Raw genomic sequence first — 23,861 nt, 5'->3', positions numbered from 1 at the left:
GATCGCCCTGCTTTACCGGGTCCGCCTTCCCTACTACCTGGAGCGCCACCATGACCGTCACCCCCGCAGACGCCGAGCCGCCCAGTACCATCGGGCGCACGCCGGCGCCGGCGACGTCAGCCGATCTCGGCAAAGCCGGCGCGCTGTTGCAGGCCATGGGACTCGCGGAGAGGAACGCTCACGCAACCGCCTGCCGGATCCCCTCAGCCCACCTGAGAGTCCAGCTGCGCGAGATCCGGCGGACCAATGCCGAACAGCTCCGGGAACTCGTCGGCGTCCATGGCTGGCCGACGCCTGGGCTGGTCGGCACCCAGGCGGCCACCGACGCCGTACGCATCCTGCTGGCCTGCGAAGACCCAGGTCTGCAGATCCACTGTCGCGACCTAATGAAGCTGGCCCTCGACAGCGGAGAGCTCCCAGAGATTCTCTACGCGTACGTCGCCGACACCTGCGACGTGGCGCTCTCGATTCCGCAGACCTACGGCACCAAAGTCAACCCGCTAACCCTGCGCCCCTACCCAGTCAAGGACGTGGACGCCGCCGAGCGTATGCGTGCCGACATCGGGCTGGTCCCGCTCGCCCAGCAAACGGGCGTCGACCTCAGAGGTGCAGCGGAGCGGAGTGGAGCGTGACCCATGGAATCGGACCCAAGACCAGCCTGAACGCATACACGGGAGTGTTCACACGCACGCCCCCACGCAATCTGTGGACCCCCTTGCAAGCCCTGCCTCCCAGCGATGACAGGCGGTGGGATTGCGGCAGTCAACGCCCCACACGCGATCAACTGGAAGGTGGAGAACCCTGCATGGAAGCGAAACGGGACTCACGGATCCTGAGGGCCCTGCTGGAACCCTGCGGCCTCGACCTGCCGCCCACGGACCTGGACGGCGCTCACTGGGCCCAGGAGGAAGCCCTGCGCCTGCACAAGGCGGAGCTCGATCGGCGCCCTTCCGCGCTCCTGAGCCGCCAGCGCCCCGGCGTCGGGCTGGACGAGGCCTATCTCGTGCAGTGGGTCGGAGCGGCCCAGCGTGTACGGCGGGGCGCGCGGGTCATCGGGCACAAGGTCGGTCTCACTTCTGCGGCCATGCAGGCGCAGTTCGGGATCGACCAGCCGGACTCGGGACTGCTCCTGGACCGGATGATCGTCACCGAGGGCCAGGACCTGCCGGTCGACGACCTCCTGGCACCGCGAGTTGAGGGGGAGATTGCCTTTCGCCTCGCGACCGACGTGCGCGGCGGAGACGTGGGCGAGGAGGAGATCCGCAACGCCGTGGGAGAGTGCCTACTCGCGCTGGAGGTGATCGACAGCCGTTACGGCATTGAGGGGCTGACTCTCGCGGACAGCGTTGCGGACAACGCAGCCTGCGCGCGGATCGTCCTGGGGCGGGCTGCCCCTGGCGTGCCCGAGGACCTGGCAGACGAGCTCTTGACGCTCAGCGTGGACGGCGCCGTCGCCGCGTCCGGGTACGGCCGGGCGGTCCTGGGTGATCCGGTCCGCTCGCTGCTCTGGCTGGCTCGTCGGCTGCATACGTTCGGGGCGGGGTTGCGAGCCGGAGATGTCGTCCTGGCCGGCGCCGTGCACGCCAGCCTCTCTCTCCGGCCCGGTCAGACGGTGGTGGTCTCGTCACCGCGCTTCCCGGAGGCGGTGCTCCATGCCGCTTGATCTCGCACGCCTCGCGCCCCGCACGACCGCCGCCCGGGAAGAATCGAACGCGGCTCCCAAGCTGCGTACGGCCGTCCTCGGTGCCGGGATGCTGGGCATCGACCTGGCCCGACGCCTGATCGGATCCGCCTCGCTGGACACACCGCTGGTCGCTGGGCGGGAGGGTAGCAGCGGGCTGAGGCAGGCGGCCCGGATGGGTTGCGTAATCTCCACCAGTGGCATCCGGGCGGTGCTGGACGCGCACGTCGACATCGTCTTCGATGCGAGTTCCGCGGAGGCTCATCCTGCCCACTGGGCGGAGCTCGCATCTGCAGACGTCATGCTCATCGATCTCACCCCGAGCAGCGGCGGCACGATGGTCGCACCCACCGTGAACGGCTTCCGCGTCGAGACTCATCGGCACTTGAGTCTGGTGAGCTGTGGAGGACAGGCTGTCCTGCCCGTGCTGAACGTGGTGGCCAAGCACAGCACCGTCAACTACGTGGAAGTGGTCACGACCGTGGCGTCTGCCAGCATTGGTCCTGCCACCCGCAACAACCTGGACGAGTACGTCGCGACGACCGGGTACGCCGTGCGTCGGCTGACGGATGCCGCCACCACGAAGGTGCTGGCCACCATCAGCCCTGCCTTGCCTGCGCCCGCGTTCCGAGCTCAGATCACTGCCCTCGCTGACGGGATCAACAGGGATGCCTTGATCGCCGGCGTGGAGTCCGTTGCCAGCGCCGTTCGGGCGTTCGCGCCGGGCTACGAGGTCACGGCTCTGGGTGTGTCGGGGGACAGGATCACGGCGACGGTGACGGTTGCGGCCCGCGGGGGTTGCCTGCCGGCGTTCGCTGGAAACGTCGAGATCATCAACGCTGCCGCCGTGACGTTGGCGGAGGGCTACGCCAACAGTCGAAGGGCGTGAGGGACCATGGATTCTGAAGAGCCCCAGGTGATCATTTACGACCCGACGTTGAGGGACGGGCAGCACGCGGTGCGCCATCAGCTCGGCGCCGACCAGTTCCGTTCGTACGCCGCGGCCGCGAGCGGCGCCGGTGTTCCGGTCGTCGAGGTCGGTCACGGAAACGGTCTGGGCGCCTCATCGCTGCAGATCGGGCAGGCGCGGCTGGGCGACGACGAGATGCTCGTAACCGTCCGCGAGGCGCTGTCGGGCGCCACCCGAATGGGCGTCTTCATGGTGCCCGGGTGGGGAACTGGCCGGGACATCCGCCGCGCTGCGGGGCACGGAGCCGATATCGTGCGCGTCGCCGCCCACTGCACGGAAGCCAACGTCACCGCCCGGCACCTCGGTCTCGTCCGCGAGCTTGGACTCGAGGCGCAGGCCGTCCTGCTCATGAGCCACATGACCACCCCCCAAAGACTCGCCGAGGAGTGCGGGCGGGCTGCGGCCTACGGCGCCCAGGCCGTCGGCATCATGGACTCCGCCGGCCACTACCTCCCCACCGATGTCACTGAGCGCGTCGAGCGCATCGTCGAGGCGGTGGGCGACGTGCCGGTGATCTTCCACGGGCACAACAACCTGGCCATGGCCGTGGCCAACAGCGTCGCCGCAGTCGAAGCTGGCGCCCGCGTGATTGACGCGTGTGCGCGTGGGTTCGGAGCGGGTGCCGGCAACACGCAGCTCGAGGTGCTCGTCGCCGTCCTGCACCGAATGGGACACACCACCGGCATTGACCTGACCTCCCTGCTGCACGCTGCGGACACGGCACACGACCGGCTCATGGAGATGCCTCCGTCGATCGACTCCCTCGCGTTGATGTCCGGGCTCGCCGGTGTCTTCTCGGGATTCAAGCCCCGTGTTCTGTCCGCGGCCGTGGCGGCGGGCGTCGACCCCATCGAGGTCTTTGCCGAGCTGGGCCGCCGCCAGGTCGTGGCGGGTCAGGAAGACCTGATCGACGACGTCGTACGCGCCCTGGTGGGTGCGTCATGACCCGTCGTTCTCACCTCGCCGTGCCTGCGGTCCTCTGCGGACTGGGTACCGCCCTGCCTGACCGCACCGTGTCCAACCAGCAGGTCGGGGGGCACCTCGGGCTGTCCGCCGACTGGATCACGCAGCGCACCGGCATCAGCAGCCGGCTCCGTTGTGGCTCGGGCACGTCGACGTCGGACCTCGCCGTCGGTGCTGGGGCTGCAGCGCTGGAATCGTCGGGGGATCAGCCTGTTGAGGCCGTCATTGTGGCTACCGCAACCCCGGACCATCTGATGCCTGCTACCGCCCCCACCGTCGCTGCCCGGCTCGGGCTCAGAGGCGTCGCGGCCTTCGACGTTGCCGCCGCGTGCACCGGCCTGCTGTACGCCCTTCAGGTCGCGCAGGGGTTCATCTGCACGGGCTCGGCTCAGCGGGTGCTGGTCATCGCGGCGGATCGCCTGTCGCATATGACCAACCCGGACGACGCTGCGACGGCGCCGCTGTTCGGAGACGGTGCTGCGGCGGTCGTTTTGCGGAGTGGCGGGGCGGACGAGCCAGGCGCGCTCGGGCCGATCGTGCTGGGCGCGGACGGCCAGCACGCGGACGCTCTCGTCATCCCGCACGGGCAGTTCATGCGGATGCGGGGCGGAGAGGTCTTCCAGCACGCCATCACCCGCCTCGTGCAGGTCTCCGAGCAGGCGGCATCGGCTGCGGGCTGGAGTCCACGAGACATCGACCGTCTCGTCCCTCACCAGGCGAACGCCCGGATCACGGCCGCCGTCGCCCAGCGCCTGGGAGTCGCACGTCACCGCGTGCTGGAGAGCATCGGGGAGCTCGGCAACACCAGCGTGGCGTCCATCCCCATCACCCTCGCCCGATCGGCTGCCGACGGCGCCCTCCGCGAGGGACACCGGGTTCTGCTTTCCGCCTTCGGCGCGGGACTGACCTGGGGGGCCACCACTCTCGTCTGGCCTCGCCTGGAGTGCGTGGCCGGCCACCCGAACACCCCTGACCGTTTGGAGGCAGCACGGTGAACAAGGACCTTAAGGAAATCTTCGTCGATCACCTGCAGCTCGACCCGGACAACCTGGGGCCCGATGCCAGCCTGGAGGACGCCGGGGTGGACTCGCTGGCCATCGTCGAGCTGAACATGCTCCTCGCGGAGCGTCACGGGACAGAGATCGGAGAGGACCGGCTGGCGTCCGTGACGACCGTGGGCGGGCTCACGCGGCTGGTCGACGACTACTACAACGTCGGGGGACCGCGATGACCACCTCCTTCACCACGGCCAGTACGTGGCTGATCACGCCGCCGCGCGCCGGCCGGTTCGACAGTGCCCTGCGTGCCTGCCCGGACGTCGCACTGCTCGACCTGGAGGACTCCATCCGCGCCGAGTCCAAGGACGCTGCCCGCGAGGCGGCCCTGGCCTACCTCACGGCCCGCCGCGGCCAGGCCGAAGGTGTTCTGACCGGTCTGCGGATCAACTCGCCGGGCACGGTGTACGGGCTGAAGGACCTGGCCGCGATCGCCGACTCCAGTGTGTGTGACGCCGTGGTGCTCGTGCCGAAGGTGGAATCCGCCCGCGACATCGACCTCGTGTCCCAGGTCCTGGACGCCGAACGGCGGAGGCTGAGCATGTGGGCCCTGATCGAGACACCGCGTGCGATCCTCCAGCTCGACGCCGTTCTCGCGACGCCGAGGCTGCAGGGCGTGGTCTTCGGCGCGGCCGACTACGCGGCCGCCACCGGGTGCCGCACCAGCGCCAAGGCGCTGTTGTGGGCGCGCTCCGCCCTGGCAGCCGGTGCCGCCGCCGCCGGAATCCCCGCGATCGACTCGCCGTACTTCGAGCTGGACGACACCGAGGGCCTGCGCGCGGATGCCGAGGAGGCCCGGGAACTGGGGTACGCAGGCAAGGGCGCTGTCCACCCCGACCAGCTGCTCGTCATCCGCGAGGCGTTCAGCCCCACCGACGCCGAGATCGCCGCGGCTCGCACGATCGTGGCTGCCGCCGACCAGGCCCGAGGCGACATGACGCGCGCCGGCGGCCACATGGTCGGCCCGCCCCTGGTCGCGGCCGCCCGCGCGCTGCTCGCCCGCACCGCCAGGACCCTCCAGCCGTCCGCTCCCCAGGAGGCAGCCGATGAGTAACATCCCGCAGGGGTACAGGCCCGTCGGGGACAACCGCGTGCGCGAGATCGTCGGCCGCGGGCTGGAAGAGTTCACGGTCGGCGAAGTCATCGAGCATCGGCCGGCACGAACGGTGTCGGACATGGACCGCTCCATGGTCCTGGCGCTGACCGGCAACCCTGCCCCCGTCCACTCCGACGCCGAATACTGCGAGCGGACCGGCCGCGAGCGGCTGCTGGTGTGCGGCATCACGACGCTCGGGATCGTGGTCGGCGCCACGGTGCGATCCACGAGCGGCATGACTTCCGCCAACCTCGCCCTCGACGACGTGCGCTTCACCAACCCCGTCCACGTCGGTGACACCCTGCGTGCCGAGACCGAGGTCCTTGCCGCACGGCCGTCCCAGAGCCGCCCCGACCACGGTGTCGTGACCTGCCGGACCGCCGCCTTCAACCAGCGAAACGAGCAGGTCCTCGCCTTCACCCGCACGTTCCTGGTTCCCGCGGACGCCACGACCGTCCGCGACGCCACCTCCTACTGAAAGAGAGCAGCGCATGCCGGAGGACACCTTCGTGGAGGTAGTAGAGGCCGACGACCGTCTCTGGCGCGAGTACGACCTCCTCGCCCGGCGGAGCTACGGGCAGCCGGTCGGCGACATCTCCCGCCTGCGGGAGCACGCAGACATCCGAGTCGCCCTGCGCGACGGCCAGGTCGTCGGAGGGGGTCTGGGCCTGCCCGTTCCCCAGTACTTCGGCGGCAAGCCGGTCCCGAGCGCATGCCTGGCAGGCGGATGCATCGCTCCGGAAGAGCGTGGCGCGCACCTGTGGTCGCTTCTGCTCGACGAGCGGATGCGGCCCCTCCAGGATCAGGGCGCGGTCTTGGCCACCGCCTGGACCGCGTCAACCGGCTACGGACGGCGCATGGGCTGGGCTGCGCCGGCTCCGGTCTTCTCCTGGGAGGTTCCCTCCGACCAGCTGGGGCGTAGCTTCGCCGACATCGGGTTCAAGGTCACGCACCTTCCCGAGGGCCACACGGGGGTGCGGCAGTCCGCGTTCGCGGCGAGGTGGAACGGGCCGTGGCTCCGGCCGCGGTGGTGGTCGCTCTGGCAGCAGGATGTCCACCCCGATCTCACCCACTATGAGTTCGCCCCGCCGGGGCGCGTTCCGGAGGGCCTTCTGACCCTCGGCTTTGACCGGCACCCCGTCGATGGCCGGCGTTTGGTGGTCCACGACTTCTGGGCCGACAGCGCGGACGCCGCCTCCGCAATGCTGTGCTTCCTCGGTCGGCACAGCAGCCGGATCCCCACGGTCATGTTCCAGCGCACTTCCCTTCCGCCGGCGCCTCTGCTCCAACGCCTCCACCGGGCCGGAGTGGCTGCCGCCACCTCTTGGCATCCCTGGATGCTGCGCGTCCTCGACCCCTCCAAGGCAGTGGAATTGCGCGGTTGGCCGGGCGACCTGGACATCGCCCTCTCGCTTACCCTCACCGGCCGTGACGGCGACCAAGTGTTCGACCTGTGCATTGGCGGCGGACGCGGCGAGCTCGCCCGCACCTCCCGCTCCAGGAGCGAGCTCGCGCTCACGGAGCAGCAGTTCGCCGTCTGGTACGCGGGCGGATACCGCTCCGCCACATCGGCGCTGCTCGACGGTGTGGGCGGTGCCCCCGCCGAGGTCGCGCGGCTGGTGGGCGCCACTTCCGAGACCGAGCCCTGGCTGCCCGAGTACTTCTGATCCCGTCCACCACGGCCCTCCAGCGGCCGCGCGTGAGAACCGTGCGCGCTGGACGGCCCCGCAGAGCCGCCCGGACTAGCTCCGTGAGCGGGCGCGGCTCCCCTAAGGAGGCTTGATGACCGGCCGTCGGCCGAAAACGCCGAACAGAGCTCTTGCTGTGCTTCTGACCACACACGGGATCAGCCACAAGGGCCTCGCGTTCCGCGTCAACCAGCTCGCGGAGCAGCACGGCTCGAAGACGTCCTACAACCACAGCAGTGTGGCCCGGTGGACGAAAGGTTCGATCCCGCAGGAGCCCGTGCCCCAGCTCATCGCCCGCGCGTTCACCGAGCGGATCGGCCGGACCGTCACGGTGGAGGAGATCGGTATGGGCGCTGTGGCCGACAACGCGGCCGTGGGATGGGATTTCCCGCGCGACCGTGCGGAAGCCATCACCATCGCCCAAGCGCACTGGTCCGCGTCAGAGCGCACCGCAGGGCGGTTCGCCGTCAGTGGGTACAGCGTTGCGGTCACCCGGTGGCTCGGCGTCCCCTCGGACCGTGTCAAATGGGGCACCAGCGCTGAGGGCCGTCAGATCGGACTGGCGGATCTCGCCGAGCTCCGCAGCGCCGCCGAGCAAGCCCGCCAGTGGGACGCTCAGTTCGGCGGGGGCAACTGGCGAATGAGCTCGGCAGCCCAGTGCCTACGCAATCAGGCTCTACCCCTCCTGGCGGGCAGTCACAGCGAGAAGGTCGGTCGCGAATTGTTCTCCGTCACCGCGGAACTGGGACGCGTCCTGGGCTGGGCCGCGTTCGACAGCGGTGACAGCGCAGCCGCCCAACAGCACCTCGTCCAGGCCCTACGGCTCGCCCGGGCCGGCGGAGACGTGGAGATGGGAACCTACATCCTCACCACCATGGCCCTGCACACCCTCCTGGAGGGAGCGCCCGACGAAGCCCTCGACATGGCGCAGGGTGCCTTTCACCAGGGAAGGAATCACTCTTCACGGCGTGTGCTGGCGTTCGCCAAACTCGCCGAGGCGCGAGCCCTGGGCCGACTCGAGGACGGGACAGGCGCAACAACGGCACTCAGCCGAGCCGAGTCCTGGCTGAACAAGATCAACACGGCTACGCGAGACCCGGACTGGCTTGGCTATGTCACCCCCGGGCGCCTCGCTGCGGATGCCAGCGAGATTTTCCGTGACCTGCGCAAACCCATCGTCTCCTTGACCTGGAACGACCAGGCGGACAGCCTCTGCGACACCAGCGCGGCGCGTGCGGTGGGGTTGCGCCTGGCCATCGCGGCTACGGCAGCGTGCCAGGCCCGCGACCTCGACCGTGCAGTCGACTACGCCGAGCGGTCCCTGAGCCTGCTGTCCCGCGTGGACTCCGCCAGAGCCCGCATCTACCTCCAGGATGTCGCATCCGCGCTCGCACCCTGGGCCGAAGAACAGCACGCGAAGGACCTCATCGAACGCCTGCGCCAGGCGTCCAATCCGCTCTCCGCACCGGCAGTGGCCCCGTGACTATGCCACCCCCGCCGGACCTTGAGCGCCGCGCCTCCGACACCAGGCAAAGGGCACGAGGCCCACCCTCGACCTTCAGCACGCGCCCCGGGCCTTGGCGCCGTCGCGGCTGCGGCCCCCGTCCATCACGTACGAGAAGGTAGGACACTCCATGAAGGCCACCACCCTCCCGCCGGACCTCCAGCAGTGGGCCGCGAATCATCTCCCGGGCTTGGCCACAGCCACGGTTACCGACGCCTCCTGGCCGCGCGGCGACTCCCGGATCTGGAAGGTAGCCAGCGGCTCCACGGTGGCCTTCGTCAAGCTGTACCCCTCCCGCGACAAGTTCGGCCGCGAGATCAGGGGCTGCGAGCACGCCGGCCACGCGCTGACCGCCGACGAAGCCCCCCAGGTCATCGCGGCCAACGACAGGCTGCCGGCCGTCATCCTGACCGCGCTGACCGGCGCCGTGGTACGCGGGCTGCAGCTGGAGACGACCGAAGAGCAGCGGGTGCACCAGCTGGCCGGGAGGCTCCTACGCCGCTGGCACGACAGCCCGACCGCCATCTCCGTCATCGATCGCGAGAACATCACGGCCGCGATCGCTGCCCAGGCCAGTGAGTCCGCCACCTGCCTGGACCGAATCGGCGACCAGCTCTCCCCGGCAGCACGCGACCTCGTCGCCCAGGTGTCCACCGACCTGGTCGACCACGTCCAGCACCTGCCGCACGCGTTTCGGCATGGCGACTACTCCCCCCGTAACTGGCTCTGGGACCAGGCGGCTGGCCACCACAGCATCATCGACTTCGAAGAGGCTGCCCCTGGGATCGCGGTCGAGGACCTCGTGTGGCTGTGCGGCGCCATGTGGCCCGACCGACCCGACCTTCGCCGTGCCTTCCTTACCGGATACGGGCGTGAACTGTCACCCCATGAGGACCGCGCCCTGATTCTCCTCACCACCCGGCTCGGCGCCTCCTACCTCGCCACCGGCCTGGCAAAGCAGGACCAGGTTCTGATCGATCGCGGGCGCACGGTCGTCGACCGCATGGTGCGAGCCGTGAGTACCGCTTCTCCGGTGGCACCTCATCCGTGAAAGGTGGCCGCCGGAGGGCTCGGTGGCTGAGCAGGGGATTCCTTCTCGTCTCGCTCATTCACGCCGGGACCAGCCCCGAGTCCGCCCAGAACTGGGCCCGGCAGTCCCTCTCTGTCTAGGTCGCGGTCCCTGATCATGCTGTCGACGCCTTCCTTGCGGCGCTTGTTCGGCGCCGCGCCGACCAGACCGCGACCTGTTCTCCTGCCCGCCGATCGAACGGGTGAGCGGGGTTCCAATCGGCACTGCGCTGGCATGCCTTTCGCACCGCCCGCTGACCTTCCCCTACCTCTGAGTCTGGGAGAGCCATGTCCGAATCCGACCATGCGGACCCCGTCCGCGACACTGCGCTGCCCGAGGCGGGTCCGTCGAAGGTAGAGGTGCCTCTCGAAGAACTCGAGACGCTCATGGCCGAGGTGTGCACCGCTGCGGGCCTTGCGGAGGACGAGTCCGGTCAGGTGGTCCGTCACTATCTGGCCGGGGAACTGCGGGGCAGCCCGTCACACGGAATTGCGAAGTTCGCCTTCGAGTCGCGGTTCTTCCCCGACCGCCAGGCCTCCCCCGAAGTGATCCGTGAGCAAGGCGTGTTCGTGATCGTCGACGCGCACCGTGAGATCGGCCCGCTCAGTGCTGCCTTCGCCGTCCGCGCGGCGGTGGAGCGGGCCAGGCGATACGGAGCCGGCCTCGTCGGGATGATCAACACACAGCGGTACGGCATCCTCGCCGACTGGAGCGAGGCGATCGCCCAGCACGGACTGATCGGGATCGCAACGAACACCTCCCGTGCCGATGCTGTCGCCGCAGGAGGCCGAACCCCGGTAGTCGGCGTCAACCCGCTCTCCTTCGCGCTGCCGACCCTCGACCAGCCCCTCACCGCGGACATGGGCACCACACTGGCGCCCATGGGTGTGCTGTGGGAACACCGACGCTCCGGCCTCCCACTGCCACCCGGCTGCTTCGTCGACGCCCAAGGTCAGCCATCCACCGACCCCAAGGAAGCGGTCTCCGCGGTCGTCTTTGGCGAACACCGTGGCTTCGCAATCTCCCTGCTCCTGCAAGCCCTGGCCGGCTCCCTGTTCGGCTTCCCCATGGGCAGAGACGTGGAGGGCACCTACTCCACCGGCTACGCCCTCATCGCGCTCGACCCCGACTTCACCGACCCCAACCACAAGGCCGCCGCCGCGAACACGCGCCTGGTGGAGCAGCTGCGCGCCGCCTGCACAACCGACGGTGACACCTGGCGTCTGCCAGGCGAACAGGCTCGCGTCCTCGCCGCCGCCGCCCGGGCGGCCGGCGTCGTCGAGATCCCCGAACAGGTCCTGGCCCGACTGCGTGCCCGCGCCGCCGGTGACTTCACCTCCGACTGACCCTCTGGAGTCCACCCCATGAAAATCCACTGGTTCCTGCCCACCGCCAGCGACGGCCGCACCCTGACAACTGGTATGCGAGGCACGCACGGACCCGGCCACGACACGACCGCGGCAGCCGGTCCCGGCTCCGACCGGCACCGCGCCTCCGACCTGCGCTACCTGACCCAGATCGCGCAGGCCGCCGAACACATGGGCTTCGACGCGATCCTCACCCCCGCCGGCACCTTCAACGAGGAGCCGTGGATCACCTGCTCCGCCCTGGCCCAGACCACCGAGCGCCTGAAGTTCCTGGTCGCCCAACGCCCGGACTCGATATCGCCGACGCTCGCCGCGCAGATGGCCGCGACGTTCCAGCGGCAGACGGGAGGCCGACTGCTGCTGAACGTCGTCACCGGCGGTGACGCGGCCGAGCAGGCCCGCTTTGGCGACCACCTCGTCAAGGCCGCCCGCTACACGCGCACCGACGAGTGGCTGACCGTGGTGCGCGGGGCCCTGTCCGGCAGGCCGTTCGACTTCGCCGGTGCGCACTACGACGTACGCGGAGCCACCGTCTTCTCGCCCCCGGACCCACTGCCCGGCGTGTACTTCGGCGGTTCCTCCGCGGAGGCCGCTCCGGTCGCCGCCCGCCAAGCGGACGTCTACCTGACCTGGGGAGAACCGCCCGCCGCCGTCGCCGCCAAGCTGGACCGCATCCGCGCCCTGGCCGCGGAGGCCGGGCGCCAGTCACCGCGGTTCGGGATCCGGTTCCATGTCGTCGCCCGCGACACGAGCGAACAGGCCTGGGCGGCCGCCGAACGCCTGCTGACCGGGATCGACCCGGAACACGTCGCCCGGGTGCAAGCCACCCTGGCCGGCAGCCAGTCCACGGGGCAGGCCCGGCAGAGCGGCCTGCACGCCGCTTTCCGCGACAGCGGCCGGACCTCCGACCTGGAGGTGTGGCCGAACGTGTGGGCCGGCGTGGGGCTGCTGCGCGGTGGGGCGGGCACCGCGCTCGTCGGCTCCCACCGGGAAGTCGCCGACCGGATCACGGAGTACGCGGGCCTCGGAATCGAGGAGTTCATCCTGTCCGGCTTCCCCCACCTCGAGGAGACGTACGAAGTTGGCGAGGGCGTCCTGCCGCTGCTCGACGCCGGCATCGGCCGCGCGGTGACCGACGCGTGAGCACCCCCGTAGATGTTCTGATCGTCGGCGTCGGCCCGCACACCCGCCTCAACCACCTGCCCGCTCTCGCCGCCGTGCAGGACGCGGGCCTCGTCGGCACCGTCACCGGTGCCGACCTGCCCGGCGCGGCCGACACGGTAGTCGAGTACGGCACTCCTGGACGGCCGCGCAGGATGCCCGTTGTCCCCGTCCAGCCCTTCCCCGTCTCCCGCCGGGGCCTGCCCTCCGCCGTGCGCCGCGTTCTGGACGACGTGGTGGAGCGGGAGCAGATCGGCGCGGTCGTCGTGGCGACCGAGCCGTCCGTACACCTGCCCTACGCGCTGTGGGCGATGGAACGGGGCCTGCCGGTGCTGCTCGACAAGCCGCTGACCGTGCACCCGGACGCGTCCACCAACCCGTCGGCAGCCCAGGCGATCGCCGATGACTTCGACACCTTGCTGGACGCGTACCGGGAGGCGCGGCGGCGCGATCCGCGGATGGTGGTCAGCGTGCTCAGCCAGCGCCGCTGGCATCCCGCCTTCCGCCGGGTGCGGGAGCTGATCGCGGAGGTCGCTCAGGCAACGAACTGTCCGGTCACCTCCATCCAGTCCAGCCACGGCGACGGCCAGTGGCGTCTGCCGGACGAACTTGTCGACATCGGCTACCACAGCTTCGACCGCGGATACGGCAAGGCCTCGCACTCCGGCTACCACCACTTCGACATCGTGCCGTGGTGGCTGGCCGCAGGCGAGCGCCCGGGCAAGGAGATCGACGAGATCGAGGTCCACGCCGCGTGCACCCGACCCGCGGACTTCCTCGCTCAGCTCACCGTCGCCGACCACGCCCGGCTGCTCCCCGGCTTCGCCGACCGCAACCCCTACAGCGAGCAGGAACTGGACGGGCTCACCACGGGCTTCGGCGAGGTCGACGTGTTCCTCAACGTCGCCTACCGCAGCCGCGGCAGGGTACTGGCGCTCGGCAGCCACAACCTCGCCCACACCACCTTCTCCCAGCGCGGAAACCTCCACCCCGTACCCAGCGGCCTCTACAAGGGCAACGGGCGGATCGGGCAGGAGACCCACATCATCCAGCAGGGACCCTTCCAGGCCCTGCGCCTGCACGTCCTGCAGACCCTCCACGGCGACGCCGATGGGATCGACAGGCGGGCGGCGGGCGGCGCCGACCACATCGAGCTCCACGTCTTCCGTAACGACCGCCTGGGACAGGGCTGGGAACGCCACCGCGCGCTCAACTTCACCGACCTCGTCCAGGGCAGCGGCGACAGCGCGGTGCTGCCGACCCAGCGCTCTGCACGCGCCTGCGCCATCCAGGAGTTCTTCTCCCACCTGGCTGGCCGAATCCCGCGCGCAAGACTGGCCTCGGACCTGTCCGACCACCGGCGCCCGGCCCGCCTGATGGCTGCCGCCTACCTGTCGATGTCCCGCAGCTGGGCCGACGACGGGCGGGCCAGTGGCCCCATCGCCTTCGACTTCCTCCCCGCCGCGGCACCGGCTGCGCGCTCCGGAACCGCCCTCGCCGCCCTGGGAGCCACGCGATGACCGCCCCATCCACCACCGACCGCACCGACCCCGGCCTGGCCGAGATCCTAGGCCCCCACCTGCACCAGGTTCTGGGCGCGTGCCGCCGCCACGCCGGGCGCACTACCCGCGTCGAGGTGTGCAGCGGCGGCAACGTCAGCCACGTCTTCCGCGTCCACGGCGAGGCGGGCAACGTCATCGTCAAGGTCCGCGGCCCCCGCTTCGCCCGTATCCCGCACATCACCACCGATCCGGCGCTGATCATGGTCGAGCACTGGGCGCTAGCAATCCACCACGGCCTGCTGCCCGGCCTGTTCCCGAAGGTCCTGGCATTCCTGCCCGAGGCGCACGCCATGGTGATGACCGACGTCTTCCCCGACGGCCGAACCTGGCGCGAGCACCTCGACCAGCGCGCGGCCACCACCGAGGAGTGCACGCGCCTGGGCACCGCCCTGACCCGCATCCACCACGCCACTGTCGGCCTGCCCCCGCTGCGTGACGGCGACGGCGACGACCTCTTCCGTGCCGAACACGCCTACGGCTACTGCCTGCGCGCCTGCGGCCACCGCGCCCTCGACGAGGCGTGCCACCGCCTGGACGCCCTGCCCGGCCGGCAACTGCTCCTCGGCGATGTCTGCCCGAAGAACCTCAGCCTCGCGGCGGGCCGCACCGCGTTCGTCGACCTCGACAACGTGCACACGGGCGCGCCACTGTTCGACCTCGGCTACCTCCTCGCCCACCTGGTCCTGCACCACATCACCCGGCCGTCGCGCCTGCACCCGCTCGCCGGCGCGTTCCTCGACGCCTACACCCTCCCGGGCCCCGCCCGGCCCTGGCGCGACGACGACCTCCTCGCGGCGGTGGCCGCCGGGGTGCTGCTGTACCGGCTGGAGGCCCGCACCGTCCCCTACCCGGCGACCAGCCCGCCCGCCGCTGCCGACCGTTTGCTCCACAGCCTGCGCCGCCTGCTGGATGCCGGTCCGTTCACCGTCCACGACCTGCTGGATGCCGCCACCGGGCCGGTGACGTCGTGAACGCAACCCTCGCTCCGCCCGGCGGCACGCCGGACCAGGACCCGCTCGCCGAACTGCGCGCCCGCGGCATCCACGTGCCCAGCATCCAGTCGCTGGCCCGCGACCAGAGCCCGTTCGCCCACCCCACCCCGGCGCGGACCCGCGCCCTCGCGCCGGGCGTCGTCTTCACCGCCCGACCGATCGGCCTCGGCGACGGATGCCTCACCAACGCCTACACCCTCACCCTCGACCTCGACCGCGCCGGGTGCCGGCCCGTCTCCTGCCGGCGCGGCTTCCACCTGCGCCGCCTCGTCACCGGCCCCGCCGCAGCCGCGGTCTCCGGCACCTTCGCCTACATCTCCGACGACCCCGCCTACCAGCCCGCCGAACCCTGCCTCGACCTCGCCGTCCGCGACCACCACGTCGTCAGCCTGCCCACCGTCACCAAACCCGCCCTTCTCATCCACCACGGCCGTCCGCTCGTGCGCACCCAAGCCGCCACCGGCACCCTCACCGTCGCCGGCCACCCGCACACCTGGACCGGATCGAAGGACCCCACGCCGAGCCCGGCCCCGGCCGGCCACCTCACCGTGTTCGGTGCGGGGAACTGCCGCATCCGCTACCACGACGATCCCCGCACGGGCTTCCGCCGTGACGTCGACCCGGCCGCCAACACCACGCCCCGGGATCCGAAGGCCCTCGACTGCACCGTCTCCCTCTCCCCCGCCGGGGCCAGGATCACCGCCCTGCATCCCGGCGGCGGCGCCGACCTGTTCGCCGGCGCCTACATCCTGCGCGCCCACCACCCCTGGCCCGCCCACCTCGTCACGAACGCGCCCGTCCGCGTCACGGCCGTCGATGCCTTCGCCACCGCCAGCATCGAAAGCGCCCTGTCCCTGGGGCCGTCCGCCGCCGACGCCGCCGCCGGACACACCGCGCCCTGGGACCAGAGCCTGGGCACCAGCCCGTTCCGCCCCGGCGTCCGCTACGCCCGCACCCTGCTCGCGCTCAACGGCCGGCATCTGACCCTGACCGTCCTGGACGGCGCGCCCCTCGCCCCCGCGTTCCAGGGCGTCACCGTCCAGGAGGCCGCCGAGCTGTGTGCGCGGGCCGGCCACGACCCGGCGGCGGTGTTCCACCTCGACGGCGGCCAGACCTCCAAGATCGCCTACCGGCACGGGCGCGGACCGGTGGATGCCGTCGGCAGCCTCCATTACCTGCGCTGGCCCCGCGACGAGCACGAGCCTTTCCACTGGCAGGGCCTCGACGGCCGCCGTCTGCACAGCGCCCTGCAGATCACGCTCCACGAGGAGACCCGTTGACCGCCTCCCGGTCCGTCCTGGTCGTCGTCGCCCACCCCGACGACGCCGAACTCGCCATGGGCATGCGTATCCGCGACCACGTCCTGGCCGGCGACCGTGTCCGGGTCCACTGCCTGACCGTCGGGCACCCCGGCACCACGACGCGCCGCGACGAGTGCCTGGCCGCCACGAAGATCCTCGGCATCGGCAGTTACACCTTCTCCCCCATCCCCGACAGCCGGTTCACCGACCACCGCGGAGCCATCAACGCTTGCCTGTTCGACGCCTTCGCCGCCGAACGCCCCGACGTCGTCTACACCCACCACCCCGACGACCAGCACCTCGACCACGCCGTCACCGGCGAGGAGGCCACCACCGTCGCGATGCGCGAGGCCGCCGACCTGGTCCACTTCCGCTCCCCCTACAGCCGCAACTTCGAACCCAACCTCTACTTCGTCGGCACCCCCGAACTCCTGGCCGCCAAGCAGGCCGCCCTGGCCTGCTTCGCCTCCCAGCAGCAGCTCGACATGAAGGTCTTCGGCGGCCTGACCGAACTGGCCTACCGGCAGCACGTGCACCACCGCGTCGTCGAGCGCTTCCCCGACGGCGCCCACGGCGCCGAGATGTTCCGCACCGTCCGCCAGATCGTCCACGCCTCCCGCCCGTAGACGAGGCCACCGACGCCCCTTTCCCGCTCCTTGCCGACCACATGACCAGGAAGACACACCTGATGATCACTCTCACGCACAGCGGCGAGGAGACCCTCCCCGCCCTGCGGGAGGCATGCCTCCACGCAGGCTTCGACGCCACCCGGGCCCAGCTGATCCGCGCCCTCGACAACGGCATCTGGCGCCTGCCCGACGGCGTCGTCGTCCGCGTCCACCAGCCGGGCACCACGCTCAGCGCACAAAAGGAGATCGACGGCGCCTACTGGCTCTACGGCAACGGCGTCCCCGTCTCCCTGCCCCGCCGCTCCGGACCCGTGGTGGCCGCCGGGCGCCCCGTGACCTTCTGGACCGACCTCGGCCCCGGCGACCCGGCAAACCCTGCGGACGCCGCCCGGATACTCCGAGCCCTTCACCGCCTCCCGGTCCCCGCCGATCTCCGCCTCCCCTCCCACGACCCCTTCGCACGCTTCCCCGCCCAGATCGCCGCCGCTCACGCCACTCCCGAAGAGAGGGACTGGCTGAGGGCCCACGCCTCCCAGCTCCGCGAGCTGTGGGTCGCCCTGGACTGGCCGACTCCCCGCTGTGTCATCCACGGTGACGCCGGGCCCGGCAATACCATCGCCACCACGGCCGGGACGTTCCTGATCGACTGGGAACGGCTCTCGATCGGTCACCGCGAATGGGACCAGGCCACCGCCGCCTGGCACCACGACCTCTTCGGCGCCGGCTTCGACGACTACACCACCTTTGCCCGCGTCTACGGCCACGACATCACCACCTGGCCCGGCTACCACGTCATCCGCGAAATCCGTTCCCTGTGCGCCACCCTGTTCGCCCTACGCCACGCCACGGTCAGCCCGGCCGTCCGCACCGAGGCGGACCACCGCCTGGCGTGCCTGCGCGAAACCGCCGGCCCCGCCCCGAAGCCGTGGATCGGCCGTACGTGGCAGTGGGCCCGCCCGGCGGCGCCCGCAGCCGCACAGTCCTCCGACGAACCCACCCCGCCCGAACCGGAGCACCTGAGCGTCAGCGCCTCGGCCGCACAGCCGCTGAAGGTGTGATCCTGCACGGCCAAACGCCTCACCCAGCGGCTCCACGCCGGCCCGTACCGGCTGATCCGCCGCACGCCGCCGATCCGGACGACGCCGACCACCGCCGCACCATCCCGCAGCCCCAGCGACATCCCTCACCAGCAGCACCCGCCCGCCGACCGAAAGACCAGCCCATGAGCACTGACACGGCCGTGGACCACGGCATCCTCTTCTACCCCCGCGGCGGATCCTCCCTCGTCGTCAAGAACCTCACCGAGCAGACGCTCGCCGCTGGCCGCCCGGCCCGTATCTTCGCCGGCTCCTTGGGACAGCCGGGTGCGTACTCCCACGCCCCCACCTTCTACGGCGGCCTGCCGCTGACGGTCTCCGACTACAACCCGGCCGCAGCCGCCCACGCCCACGGCGACGACGCTCTCGCCCAGGCCGTCCCCCTCCACCCCAGCTACGAGGACCGCGTCGATGTCCCCGACCGGGTCTTCGCGGCCGTCGCCCCGCACACCGCCAACGCCATCGAGGACTACTGGCGCCGTCATCTGACCGCCCACCAGGCAGGGGTGGCCCGGGTGCTGCACCTGCACCACCTCACCCCCCTGCACGGCATCGCCCGCAGTGGCCACATGCCGGTGGTCACCACGCTGCACGGCACCGAGCTGAAGTTCCTCGCCAACGCCCAACGCCGCCTCCGACTCGCCGACGCCCTCGGGCTGTCCGTCGCCGAGCTCGACCGGCAGTACCGCGCGGCCCCCCACTCCACCCGGCGGCGCATCAGTCGGACCTCAGGCGCCCCCGGCCCCGACGAGGCGGAGGCCCTGCTCTCCGACCGCTGGCACATGTGGACCCACGCCAGGCACTGGGTGGACCGCCTACACAGCTACGCCCGCACCAGCGCCCGAATCGTGGTCATCTCCGAGCAGGACCACGCCCTAGCCCAGTCGCTGGCAGGGGTCCCCGACAGCCGGATCGACATCGTGCCCAACGGCGTCGACACCGACCGCTTCACCTCGGCTGGGCCCCTCGGCGACTCCGACCGCCACAAGATCCTCACGCGGTGGCTCGTCGACGACCCGCATGGCTGGGCGGACGGAAAAGAGCCCGGCAGCATTCGGTACACCGCCGCCGACGTCCGCCGCATCCTCCACGACGACCAGGGCCGCCGACGCCCGCTCCTGCTGTGGATAGGCCGCTTCCTGGCCTTCAAACACCTCAACCTCCTGCTGCAGGCCATGGCCGCCCTGCGCGACCGCGCGCGGGTCCGCCCCACCCTGCTGATCCTGGGAGGTCATCCCGGCGAATGGGAGGGCGTCCACCCCTACACCCTCGCCCTCGACCTGGGCATCACCGACGATGTCTTCTTCGCCGGCTGGCGCCCCTACAGCGACCTCGTCGACGGCCTGCGCTGCTCCGACCTACTCACCGCCCCTTCGGTCGACGAGCCCTTCGGCCTGGTCTACCTTGAGGCGATGGCCTCCGGCACCCCCGTCATCGCCTCCGCCAGCGGCGGCCCTCTCGGCTACGTCAAGACCAGCGGCCCCCAAGCGACCGGCTGGCTCCCTACCCCCGGTGACCTCGCCGACCTCGTCGCCACCATCGAGCAGGCACTCGCCGACCCCACAGAGCTTGCCCGCCGCGGCGAGGCAGCCCGTCGATTCACCCACGACCACTACTCCTGGCGATCCCTCACGCCCCGCTACCTCGAAATCTACGACCGCGTCCTCGCCGACAGGTTTTGAACGTTTGGCATCCCGCGAAACGCTGCGATTCCGGCCGGGTGAGCCTCGCCGAGTAGAGTGTCGCCCGTCATCAGGGCGTCATGCGAGCATTCCAGAATCCGCCTGACCCGGCACGAGAATGGGCAGACCACGACAGAGCGAGTCGTCTGGGACTCGGTGGCCCACTTCGCGGCTCCGCAGCAGGCCCTCGACGGCGTACGCCATGGGGATCGTGACCGAATGGCCCGAGCTCGGCCAGCTCGACTGGATCGAGGCACACAGTGTGATGTGGACCCCGGTCATGTTCGACGGCCGCAACCTCCTTGTGGCCCTTCGGTACGCCCGGCCCTGGCGGCTAGCGGTGCAGGACGGGCTATACGCGGACGGGCTGGTAGCCGGGGACCTGTGCAGCGACATCCGCACAGCTTTCTGAGACCGTCGCCACCAGGCGAGCAGACTCTTCTCGTTCCGATGGGCAGGTCGGGGAAGACCTCGACGTGTTGGCGGCGAAGCTCGTCGCCAACTGGCCGGACGTCCCCGAGGAGCGCAAGGCCGAGCTTGGCCGCCTCCTGGCTGGCCCTTGAGACGACTCCAGATGCAACGAAAATGCCCCGGCTCACCGGGGCATTTTCGTGTGTGCGCTCAGGTCAGCGCAGGCCGTCTGTGTCGTCGTGCTCTTCGCCGACTGGGAGTGGCCGACGGTCGTCCCCCGAGTCCTTGCTGTAGATGACCGAAGAGACCGCACTGTCGTAGGCATCGTTGAGGCCGTTGCCGCTTGCGCCGAGCATGTTCTCCCAGTCGATTCCCATACCTACGAGCCTAGCTGCTCGAGAATCACGGAACCGTCGCTCGGGATCGGCGCACACCGCCACCGGCTCAGGCCCGGCATCCCCCCGGTGGCGGCCGTTCAGGAGTTCTCGGCCGCCGAGCTCGATCCGTCCGGAGACTACGTCGACGGCCACCGCCTTCGCGGCCCGATGCCGGTCCTGCGGCAGCGAGTTCGGCCAAGCCGACCGGTGGCGGAAGCCCGAGACAGTGAACGTCTACGACCGGGAGTTCAACCAGGCCGCCCGTAACAGCGTCATGCGCCTGGGTCTGCGACCTCTCCTGCTGGCTTATTGCGGGCATCACGCATCCGGGCGTCAAGAGCGGCCTGGGTCTCAGGGTCGAGCTCGTAGTCGCCGGCGGTTTCAGGGTTGACGTCCAGCGCGTGAAAGCGGAAGGCCTCCCGCTCGGCGGAGAGTTGCTGGATAGTCTGGGTGATCCGGTGGACCTTCTGGCGCAGCCTCTCCCACTCCTGCTCGGCGAGGGCGAGCTCGGCCAGCTGATTCTGGATCTCAGCCTCGTTTTCCCGGGCGTAGTCATCGCTGACCAGTGTGATCAGAGGAACCCCGAGAGCCTCGGCGGCGGTGACCGCCTCGTCGAGCCTGACCGCGCGGGTCTGCTGCTCGATGCGCGTGATGGCGGTGGAGTCAACGTTCGTGCCGAGCAGTGCGGCCATACGGCGCGCTAGCTCTGCCTGGCTGATGCCGAGGCGTTCGCGTTCTTGACGAAGTCGGCGGGCGAAAAGGTCGCCGGGCAGTGGGTTCATGGCGGTTTGGCACTTCCTGGTCAAGATCGCGATCGACGGGGCGTGTGGGGGTGGCCCGCCTCGAAAACGAGCAGGCCAGCGTCGCAGCAGTGCTGGGGCAGCACATTACACATCCCGCACTGCGGATTCCACAGGAGTCCACCGCGGCCTGCGATCGCGCATCGCGGCGCCGATTCGCCTCGTTTCCGAGCCCCTCTCCACTGCTTGTTGATAGGTCTTTCATTGACCTCTACAATCCGTCGCCCCAATGGGGTAGATTAGCCATTGCAGATGTGCACATATACGAGTCAACGGGAAGGTCGACGGCGAGTATCCGACCACTGCCTTCTATCAGCGTTCGTCCGAGTGAGCTAGCGGCGCTTGCCGTCTCGCGACTCACTGCCATGTCACCGAATGATTCGAAAGGCGAGGGAAAAGAACCATGACGAAGATCTACGAGGCGGCCGTCCTCACACAGACCTCCCTGCCGAGCGCGGCTTGGGACCTGACGAGCTTCCTGCAGAACGCCAAGTCCCAGATCCAGCTCTGGGGCGGTCTTCTGCTCATGCTGCTCGGTGTTGTCGGCCTGATCTGGGGCGGCGTACTCCTGATCAAGAAGCTGATGGCCAACCCGCAGTCCGCGGGCAACCAGCAGGGCTGGGGCACGATCGCGCTCCTCATTCTCGTCGGCGGGGCCCTGGGTACCGGCGGGTGGTCGCTGATCTCGACGATCGGCTCCGGCGGCCAGCAGACCATCACGGACCTCGGTGGCGGCACGGTGATCGTCGCGACCGCCGATCAGGTCAGCGGGTTCTTCCTGGGCGGCCCTTCCAAGTAAGAGGCCGTCACAGACCGTGCACACGACCGGGGATAGAGGCGTCGAGCGAACCGGGTCGATTGAGGTGCAAGGCCTCCTCCGGCCCGGTTCGCCATATCCGGGGCCCGCAGCACAGCGCAGGCACGAGAGAGAGCGGAACGTGAGGATCAAGGACAAGGCATTGGCCTTCAGCAGGAAGTTCAAGCTCGACTCGCACCACGCGATCGAGCGTTTTGGGGTGTTCTTCGGCATCTTCGCGGTCACGGGCGCGATCGTGATCAGCGCATCGGGGGCCTCGGCGTACCAGGCGGGGCGTGACTCGCTGTCGCAGACGGCGCTGTACACCAGCGACTTCAAGACGTCGAAGACGAATCTCGACGGCACTGTCGACGGGGTCTATACCAACAAGAGCGGCAACAAGGCGCTCGTGATGATGCACTTCAGCCCGACCGCTCAGATCTCGTACAACGCCGCGGACTACAAGGCGTTCCTGCTCGGGTCGGACACCTCGCTGAACAGCGAGCCGGTCAGCACCAGCAGGATCAAGGGCTCCTTCTACTCCTTCGGCTCCACCGGCTACGTCGGGGTCCTCCTGAACGCCGACCAGCCCTTCGACCGCCAGGTGTTGAACCTGACGGTCCGCGCGAACGCCGAACTCGCCGCTCCCGGAGCGAAGCAGACGCAGAGCAGCGGCAAGCTGGCCGGCGACGAGACCTTCTCCAAGTACGACCAGTGGCGGGTCTTCTTCAACCCCGGCGCGTCCGGGGTCCACAAGATCGAGGCACTCGACGCCCTGACCTTCGACCCTGCGCAGGCCTATTACGAGGTCGCGCTCAAGGAGAAGGAGGCCGAGGCCAGGGATGCCCTGGACCAAAAGCTCGTCGAGATGCGCACGAATCTGACGCAGATCCAGTCCTATACGTCCGACCTGCAGATGACGAAGATCGACGGCCTGTTCCTGCGTCCGCCGACCGTTCCGGTCTCGATCGCCACGGACCAGATCACGGGTGTCTCCTCGGCCGAGGCCAAGGACGGCGTCTCGACGCTGGCGCTGCAGACCAAGCACGTCGCCCCGGGCGGCTTCGACCTCAACTGGCGTTCGGGCAACGTCTACGACGGCTACCTCGACGCCCTGGTGCCGGCCGGACAGAGCTACGCCCAGTTCTTCACCAAGAAGCGTGACGGGGGCTCGGATCCGACAAGCCAGCAGATCTCAGACATGCAGTGGATTCTCTCGGACGGCACCAGCCTCACCAGGGACTACCAGTCCTCTGACGTGACGATGCGCCCGCTCATGAACATCATGAACAACCTTTCACAGGCGTATCAGAACTACTCCAGGAACAAGTCTCAGTACGAGTCGGACCTCTCGCTCGACCTGCTCCGACTGGACGTGAGCCTGCGGGACGTTCAGTCCAACAGCACCATTCGCGACGACAAGGACTTCCTCACCACCCTGCATTGAGTGCAGCGAGAAGTGACACATCCCCCTACCTGGCATTGAGCCGGAAAGGAAGACGACATGGCCACCGACAAGCCGAGTCGGAGTCCCAAGAAGGGGAGGCCGAGGGACCATCCGAGCACGTCGGTGAGTCAGAGGATGCCCCGGCAGGGTCGCGGGACCAAGAGCCTCGGCCCTGAGGAGGGCACCGAGAAGCCTCCCGAGGGCAAGGCCAGC

Annotated in this window: 24 protein-coding genes; 22 read left to right on the top strand and 2 right to left on the bottom strand. The window is 69.8% G+C overall.

The genetic code is table 11. From position 1 onward, the window contains the following. The first annotated feature begins 50 nt into the window (after positions 1 to 50). The 20 genes from ACGF2Y_RS01795 (at position 51) to ACGF2Y_RS01700 (ending at position 20,229) form a co-directional block, all read left to right on the top strand. Positions 51 to 632 (top strand): DUF6624 domain-containing protein, encoded by a 582-nt coding sequence (locus tag ACGF2Y_RS01795; protein ID WP_392942306.1) that lies wholly within the window; start codon positions 51 to 53, stop codon positions 630 to 632. A 173-nt stretch (positions 633 to 805) separates the two neighbouring features. Continuing rightward, positions 806 to 1,663, top strand: a complete 858-nt coding sequence (locus tag ACGF2Y_RS01790) for a 2-keto-4-pentenoate hydratase (RefSeq protein WP_392942303.1) — start codon at positions 806 to 808, stop codon at positions 1,661 to 1,663. Next, entirely contained in the window at positions 1,653 to 2,570 is a 918-nt protein-coding gene (locus ACGF2Y_RS01785; RefSeq protein WP_392942300.1) for an acetaldehyde dehydrogenase, read from the top strand. Before ACGF2Y_RS01790 ends, ACGF2Y_RS01785 begins: the two co-directional genes overlap by 11 nt. 6 nt (positions 2,571 to 2,576) lie before the next feature. Continuing rightward, positions 2,577 to 3,596: a 4-hydroxy-2-oxovalerate aldolase gene (dmpG, locus tag ACGF2Y_RS01780; protein WP_392942297.1), complete on the top strand. Its 1,020-nt coding sequence runs from the start codon at positions 2,577 to 2,579 to the stop codon at positions 3,594 to 3,596. Then, the gene (locus tag ACGF2Y_RS01775) at positions 3,593 to 4,609 is read left to right on the top strand and encodes a beta-ketoacyl-ACP synthase 3 (protein WP_392942294.1); all 1,017 of its coding nucleotides are present in this window, start codon (positions 3,593 to 3,595) and stop codon (positions 4,607 to 4,609) included. Before dmpG ends, ACGF2Y_RS01775 begins: the two co-directional genes overlap by 4 nt. After that, positions 4,606 to 4,845 carry an acyl carrier protein gene (locus tag ACGF2Y_RS01770; RefSeq protein WP_392942291.1) on the top strand — a complete coding sequence of 80 codons (240 nt, stop codon included), beginning with the start codon at positions 4,606 to 4,608 and terminating at the stop codon, positions 4,843 to 4,845. Before ACGF2Y_RS01775 ends, ACGF2Y_RS01770 begins: the two co-directional genes overlap by 4 nt. Further along, positions 4,842 to 5,723, top strand: coding sequence for an HpcH/HpaI aldolase/citrate lyase family protein (locus ACGF2Y_RS01765; RefSeq protein ID WP_392942288.1), 882 nt, complete (start codon positions 4,842 to 4,844; stop codon positions 5,721 to 5,723). The genes ACGF2Y_RS01770 and ACGF2Y_RS01765 overlap by 4 nt, the downstream gene beginning before the upstream one ends. Next, positions 5,716 to 6,243, top strand: coding sequence for a MaoC family dehydratase (locus ACGF2Y_RS01760; protein ID WP_392942285.1), 528 nt, complete (start codon positions 5,716 to 5,718; stop codon positions 6,241 to 6,243). Before ACGF2Y_RS01765 ends, ACGF2Y_RS01760 begins: the two co-directional genes overlap by 8 nt. A gap of 13 nt (positions 6,244 to 6,256) precedes the next feature. After that, the gene (gene eis / locus ACGF2Y_RS01755) at positions 6,257 to 7,432 is read left to right on the top strand and encodes an enhanced intracellular survival protein Eis (RefSeq protein ID WP_392942282.1); all 1,176 of its coding nucleotides are present in this window, start codon (positions 6,257 to 6,259) and stop codon (positions 7,430 to 7,432) included. 115 nt (positions 7,433 to 7,547) lie between these two features. Then, on the top strand, positions 7,548 to 8,936 hold the full coding sequence (locus ACGF2Y_RS01750; protein WP_392942279.1) for a sporulation associated protein: 1,389 nt from the start codon (positions 7,548 to 7,550) through the stop codon (positions 8,934 to 8,936). Between the two features lie 151 nt (positions 8,937 to 9,087). After that, complete coding sequence (locus tag ACGF2Y_RS01745) at positions 9,088 to 10,008, top strand: aminoglycoside phosphotransferase family protein (protein WP_392942276.1); 921 nt, start codon at positions 9,088 to 9,090, stop codon at positions 10,006 to 10,008. Between the two features lie 305 nt (positions 10,009 to 10,313). Continuing rightward, positions 10,314 to 11,372, top strand: coding sequence for an Ldh family oxidoreductase (locus ACGF2Y_RS01740; RefSeq protein ID WP_392942273.1), 1,059 nt, complete (start codon positions 10,314 to 10,316; stop codon positions 11,370 to 11,372). Positions 11,373 to 11,390: 18 nt separating this feature from the next. Beyond that, the gene (locus tag ACGF2Y_RS01735; RefSeq protein WP_392942270.1) at positions 11,391 to 12,536 is read left to right on the top strand and encodes an LLM class flavin-dependent oxidoreductase; all 1,146 of its coding nucleotides are present in this window, start codon (positions 11,391 to 11,393) and stop codon (positions 12,534 to 12,536) included. Then, positions 12,533 to 14,074, top strand: coding sequence for a Gfo/Idh/MocA family protein (locus ACGF2Y_RS01730; protein ID WP_392942267.1), 1,542 nt, complete (start codon positions 12,533 to 12,535; stop codon positions 14,072 to 14,074). Before ACGF2Y_RS01735 ends, ACGF2Y_RS01730 begins: the two co-directional genes overlap by 4 nt. Beyond that, a complete protein-coding gene (locus ACGF2Y_RS01725) occupies positions 14,071 to 15,087 on the top strand; it encodes a phosphotransferase family protein (protein WP_392942264.1) in 1,017 nt (338 codons plus the stop codon). The genes ACGF2Y_RS01730 and ACGF2Y_RS01725 overlap by 4 nt, the downstream gene beginning before the upstream one ends. Further along, complete coding sequence (locus tag ACGF2Y_RS01720; protein WP_392942261.1) at positions 15,084 to 16,388, top strand: hypothetical protein; 1,305 nt, start codon at positions 15,084 to 15,086, stop codon at positions 16,386 to 16,388. Before ACGF2Y_RS01725 ends, ACGF2Y_RS01720 begins: the two co-directional genes overlap by 4 nt. Beyond that, positions 16,385 to 17,035, top strand: a complete 651-nt coding sequence (locus ACGF2Y_RS01715; protein WP_392942258.1) for a PIG-L deacetylase family protein — start codon at positions 16,385 to 16,387, stop codon at positions 17,033 to 17,035. The genes ACGF2Y_RS01720 and ACGF2Y_RS01715 overlap by 4 nt, the downstream gene beginning before the upstream one ends. A 62-nt stretch (positions 17,036 to 17,097) precedes the next feature. Continuing rightward, positions 17,098 to 18,096, top strand: coding sequence for a phosphotransferase family protein (locus ACGF2Y_RS01710; RefSeq protein WP_392942255.1), 999 nt, complete (start codon positions 17,098 to 17,100; stop codon positions 18,094 to 18,096). Positions 18,097 to 18,260: 164 nt separating this feature from the next. After that, positions 18,261 to 19,817 (top strand): glycosyltransferase family 4 protein, encoded by a 1,557-nt coding sequence (locus tag ACGF2Y_RS01705; RefSeq protein WP_392942252.1) that lies wholly within the window; start codon positions 18,261 to 18,263, stop codon positions 19,815 to 19,817. Positions 19,818 to 20,028: 211 nt separating this feature from the next. Beyond that, positions 20,029 to 20,229 (top strand): hypothetical protein, encoded by a 201-nt coding sequence (locus ACGF2Y_RS01700; protein ID WP_392942249.1) that lies wholly within the window; start codon positions 20,029 to 20,031, stop codon positions 20,227 to 20,229. Positions 20,230 to 20,443: 214 nt separating this feature from the next. On the opposite strand, the gene ACGF2Y_RS01695 is transcribed toward ACGF2Y_RS01700, so the two are convergent. Both ACGF2Y_RS01695 and ACGF2Y_RS01690 read right to left on the bottom strand, forming a co-directional pair. Beyond that, positions 20,444 to 20,758: a hypothetical protein gene (locus ACGF2Y_RS01695; RefSeq protein ID WP_392942246.1), complete on the bottom strand. Its 315-nt coding sequence runs from the start codon at positions 20,756 to 20,758 to the stop codon at positions 20,444 to 20,446. Between the two features lie 119 nt (positions 20,759 to 20,877). Beyond that, on the bottom strand, positions 20,878 to 21,387 hold the full coding sequence (locus tag ACGF2Y_RS01690; protein ID WP_392942244.1) for a helix-turn-helix domain-containing protein: 510 nt from the start codon (positions 21,385 to 21,387) through the stop codon (positions 20,878 to 20,880). A gap of 421 nt (positions 21,388 to 21,808) precedes the next feature. Here ACGF2Y_RS01690 and ACGF2Y_RS01685 point away from each other — a divergent pair, with 421 nt between their 5' ends. After that, the gene (locus ACGF2Y_RS01685; RefSeq protein WP_392942241.1) at positions 21,809 to 22,204 is read left to right on the top strand and encodes a hypothetical protein; all 396 of its coding nucleotides are present in this window, start codon (positions 21,809 to 21,811) and stop codon (positions 22,202 to 22,204) included. Between the two features lie 139 nt (positions 22,205 to 22,343). Continuing rightward, a complete protein-coding gene (locus ACGF2Y_RS01680) occupies positions 22,344 to 23,648 on the top strand; it encodes a hypothetical protein (RefSeq protein WP_392942238.1) in 1,305 nt (434 codons plus the stop codon). The last annotated feature ends 213 nt before the right edge of the window (positions 23,649 to 23,861 follow it).

Source organism: Streptomyces sp. NPDC048142 (assembly GCF_043202835.1).
In the GTDB taxonomy this organism is placed as follows: Bacteria; Actinomycetota; Actinomycetes; order Streptomycetales; family Streptomycetaceae; genus Streptomyces.
This window is presented reverse-complemented; position numbering and strand designations above follow the sequence as displayed.

What these genes read in the sequence shown, in the direction of transcription:
- ACGF2Y_RS01795 (WP_392942306.1), top strand. Translation starts at nt 51, where the DNA reads ATGACCGTCACCCCCGCAGACGCCGAGCCGCCCAGTACCATCGGGCGC.
- ACGF2Y_RS01790 (WP_392942303.1), top strand. Translation starts at nt 806, where the DNA reads ATGGAAGCGAAACGGGACTCACGGATCCTGAGGGCCCTGCTGGAACCC.
- ACGF2Y_RS01785 (WP_392942300.1), top strand. Translation starts at nt 1,653, where the DNA reads ATGCCGCTTGATCTCGCACGCCTCGCGCCCCGCACGACCGCCGCCCGG.
- dmpG (WP_392942297.1), top strand. Translation starts at nt 2,577, where the DNA reads ATGGATTCTGAAGAGCCCCAGGTGATCATTTACGACCCGACGTTGAGG.
- ACGF2Y_RS01775 (WP_392942294.1), top strand. Translation starts at nt 3,593, where the DNA reads ATGACCCGTCGTTCTCACCTCGCCGTGCCTGCGGTCCTCTGCGGACTG.
- ACGF2Y_RS01765 (WP_392942288.1), top strand. Translation starts at nt 4,842, where the DNA reads ATGACCACCTCCTTCACCACGGCCAGTACGTGGCTGATCACGCCGCCG.
- ACGF2Y_RS01760 (WP_392942285.1), top strand. Translation starts at nt 5,716, where the DNA reads ATGAGTAACATCCCGCAGGGGTACAGGCCCGTCGGGGACAACCGCGTG.
- eis (WP_392942282.1), top strand. Translation starts at nt 6,257, where the DNA reads ATGCCGGAGGACACCTTCGTGGAGGTAGTAGAGGCCGACGACCGTCTC.
- ACGF2Y_RS01750 (WP_392942279.1), top strand. Translation starts at nt 7,548, where the DNA reads ATGACCGGCCGTCGGCCGAAAACGCCGAACAGAGCTCTTGCTGTGCTT.
- ACGF2Y_RS01745 (WP_392942276.1), top strand. Translation starts at nt 9,088, where the DNA reads ATGAAGGCCACCACCCTCCCGCCGGACCTCCAGCAGTGGGCCGCGAAT.
- ACGF2Y_RS01740 (WP_392942273.1), top strand. Translation starts at nt 10,314, where the DNA reads ATGTCCGAATCCGACCATGCGGACCCCGTCCGCGACACTGCGCTGCCC.
- ACGF2Y_RS01735 (WP_392942270.1), top strand. Translation starts at nt 11,391, where the DNA reads ATGAAAATCCACTGGTTCCTGCCCACCGCCAGCGACGGCCGCACCCTG.
- ACGF2Y_RS01725 (WP_392942264.1), top strand. Translation starts at nt 14,071, where the DNA reads ATGACCGCCCCATCCACCACCGACCGCACCGACCCCGGCCTGGCCGAG.
- ACGF2Y_RS01710 (WP_392942255.1), top strand. Translation starts at nt 17,098, where the DNA reads ATGATCACTCTCACGCACAGCGGCGAGGAGACCCTCCCCGCCCTGCGG.
- ACGF2Y_RS01705 (WP_392942252.1), top strand. Translation starts at nt 18,261, where the DNA reads ATGAGCACTGACACGGCCGTGGACCACGGCATCCTCTTCTACCCCCGC.
- ACGF2Y_RS01690 (WP_392942244.1), bottom strand. Translation starts at nt 21,387, where the DNA reads ATGAACCCACTGCCCGGCGACCTTTTCGCCCGCCGACTTCGTCAAGAA.
- ACGF2Y_RS01685 (WP_392942241.1), top strand. Translation starts at nt 21,809, where the DNA reads ATGACGAAGATCTACGAGGCGGCCGTCCTCACACAGACCTCCCTGCCG.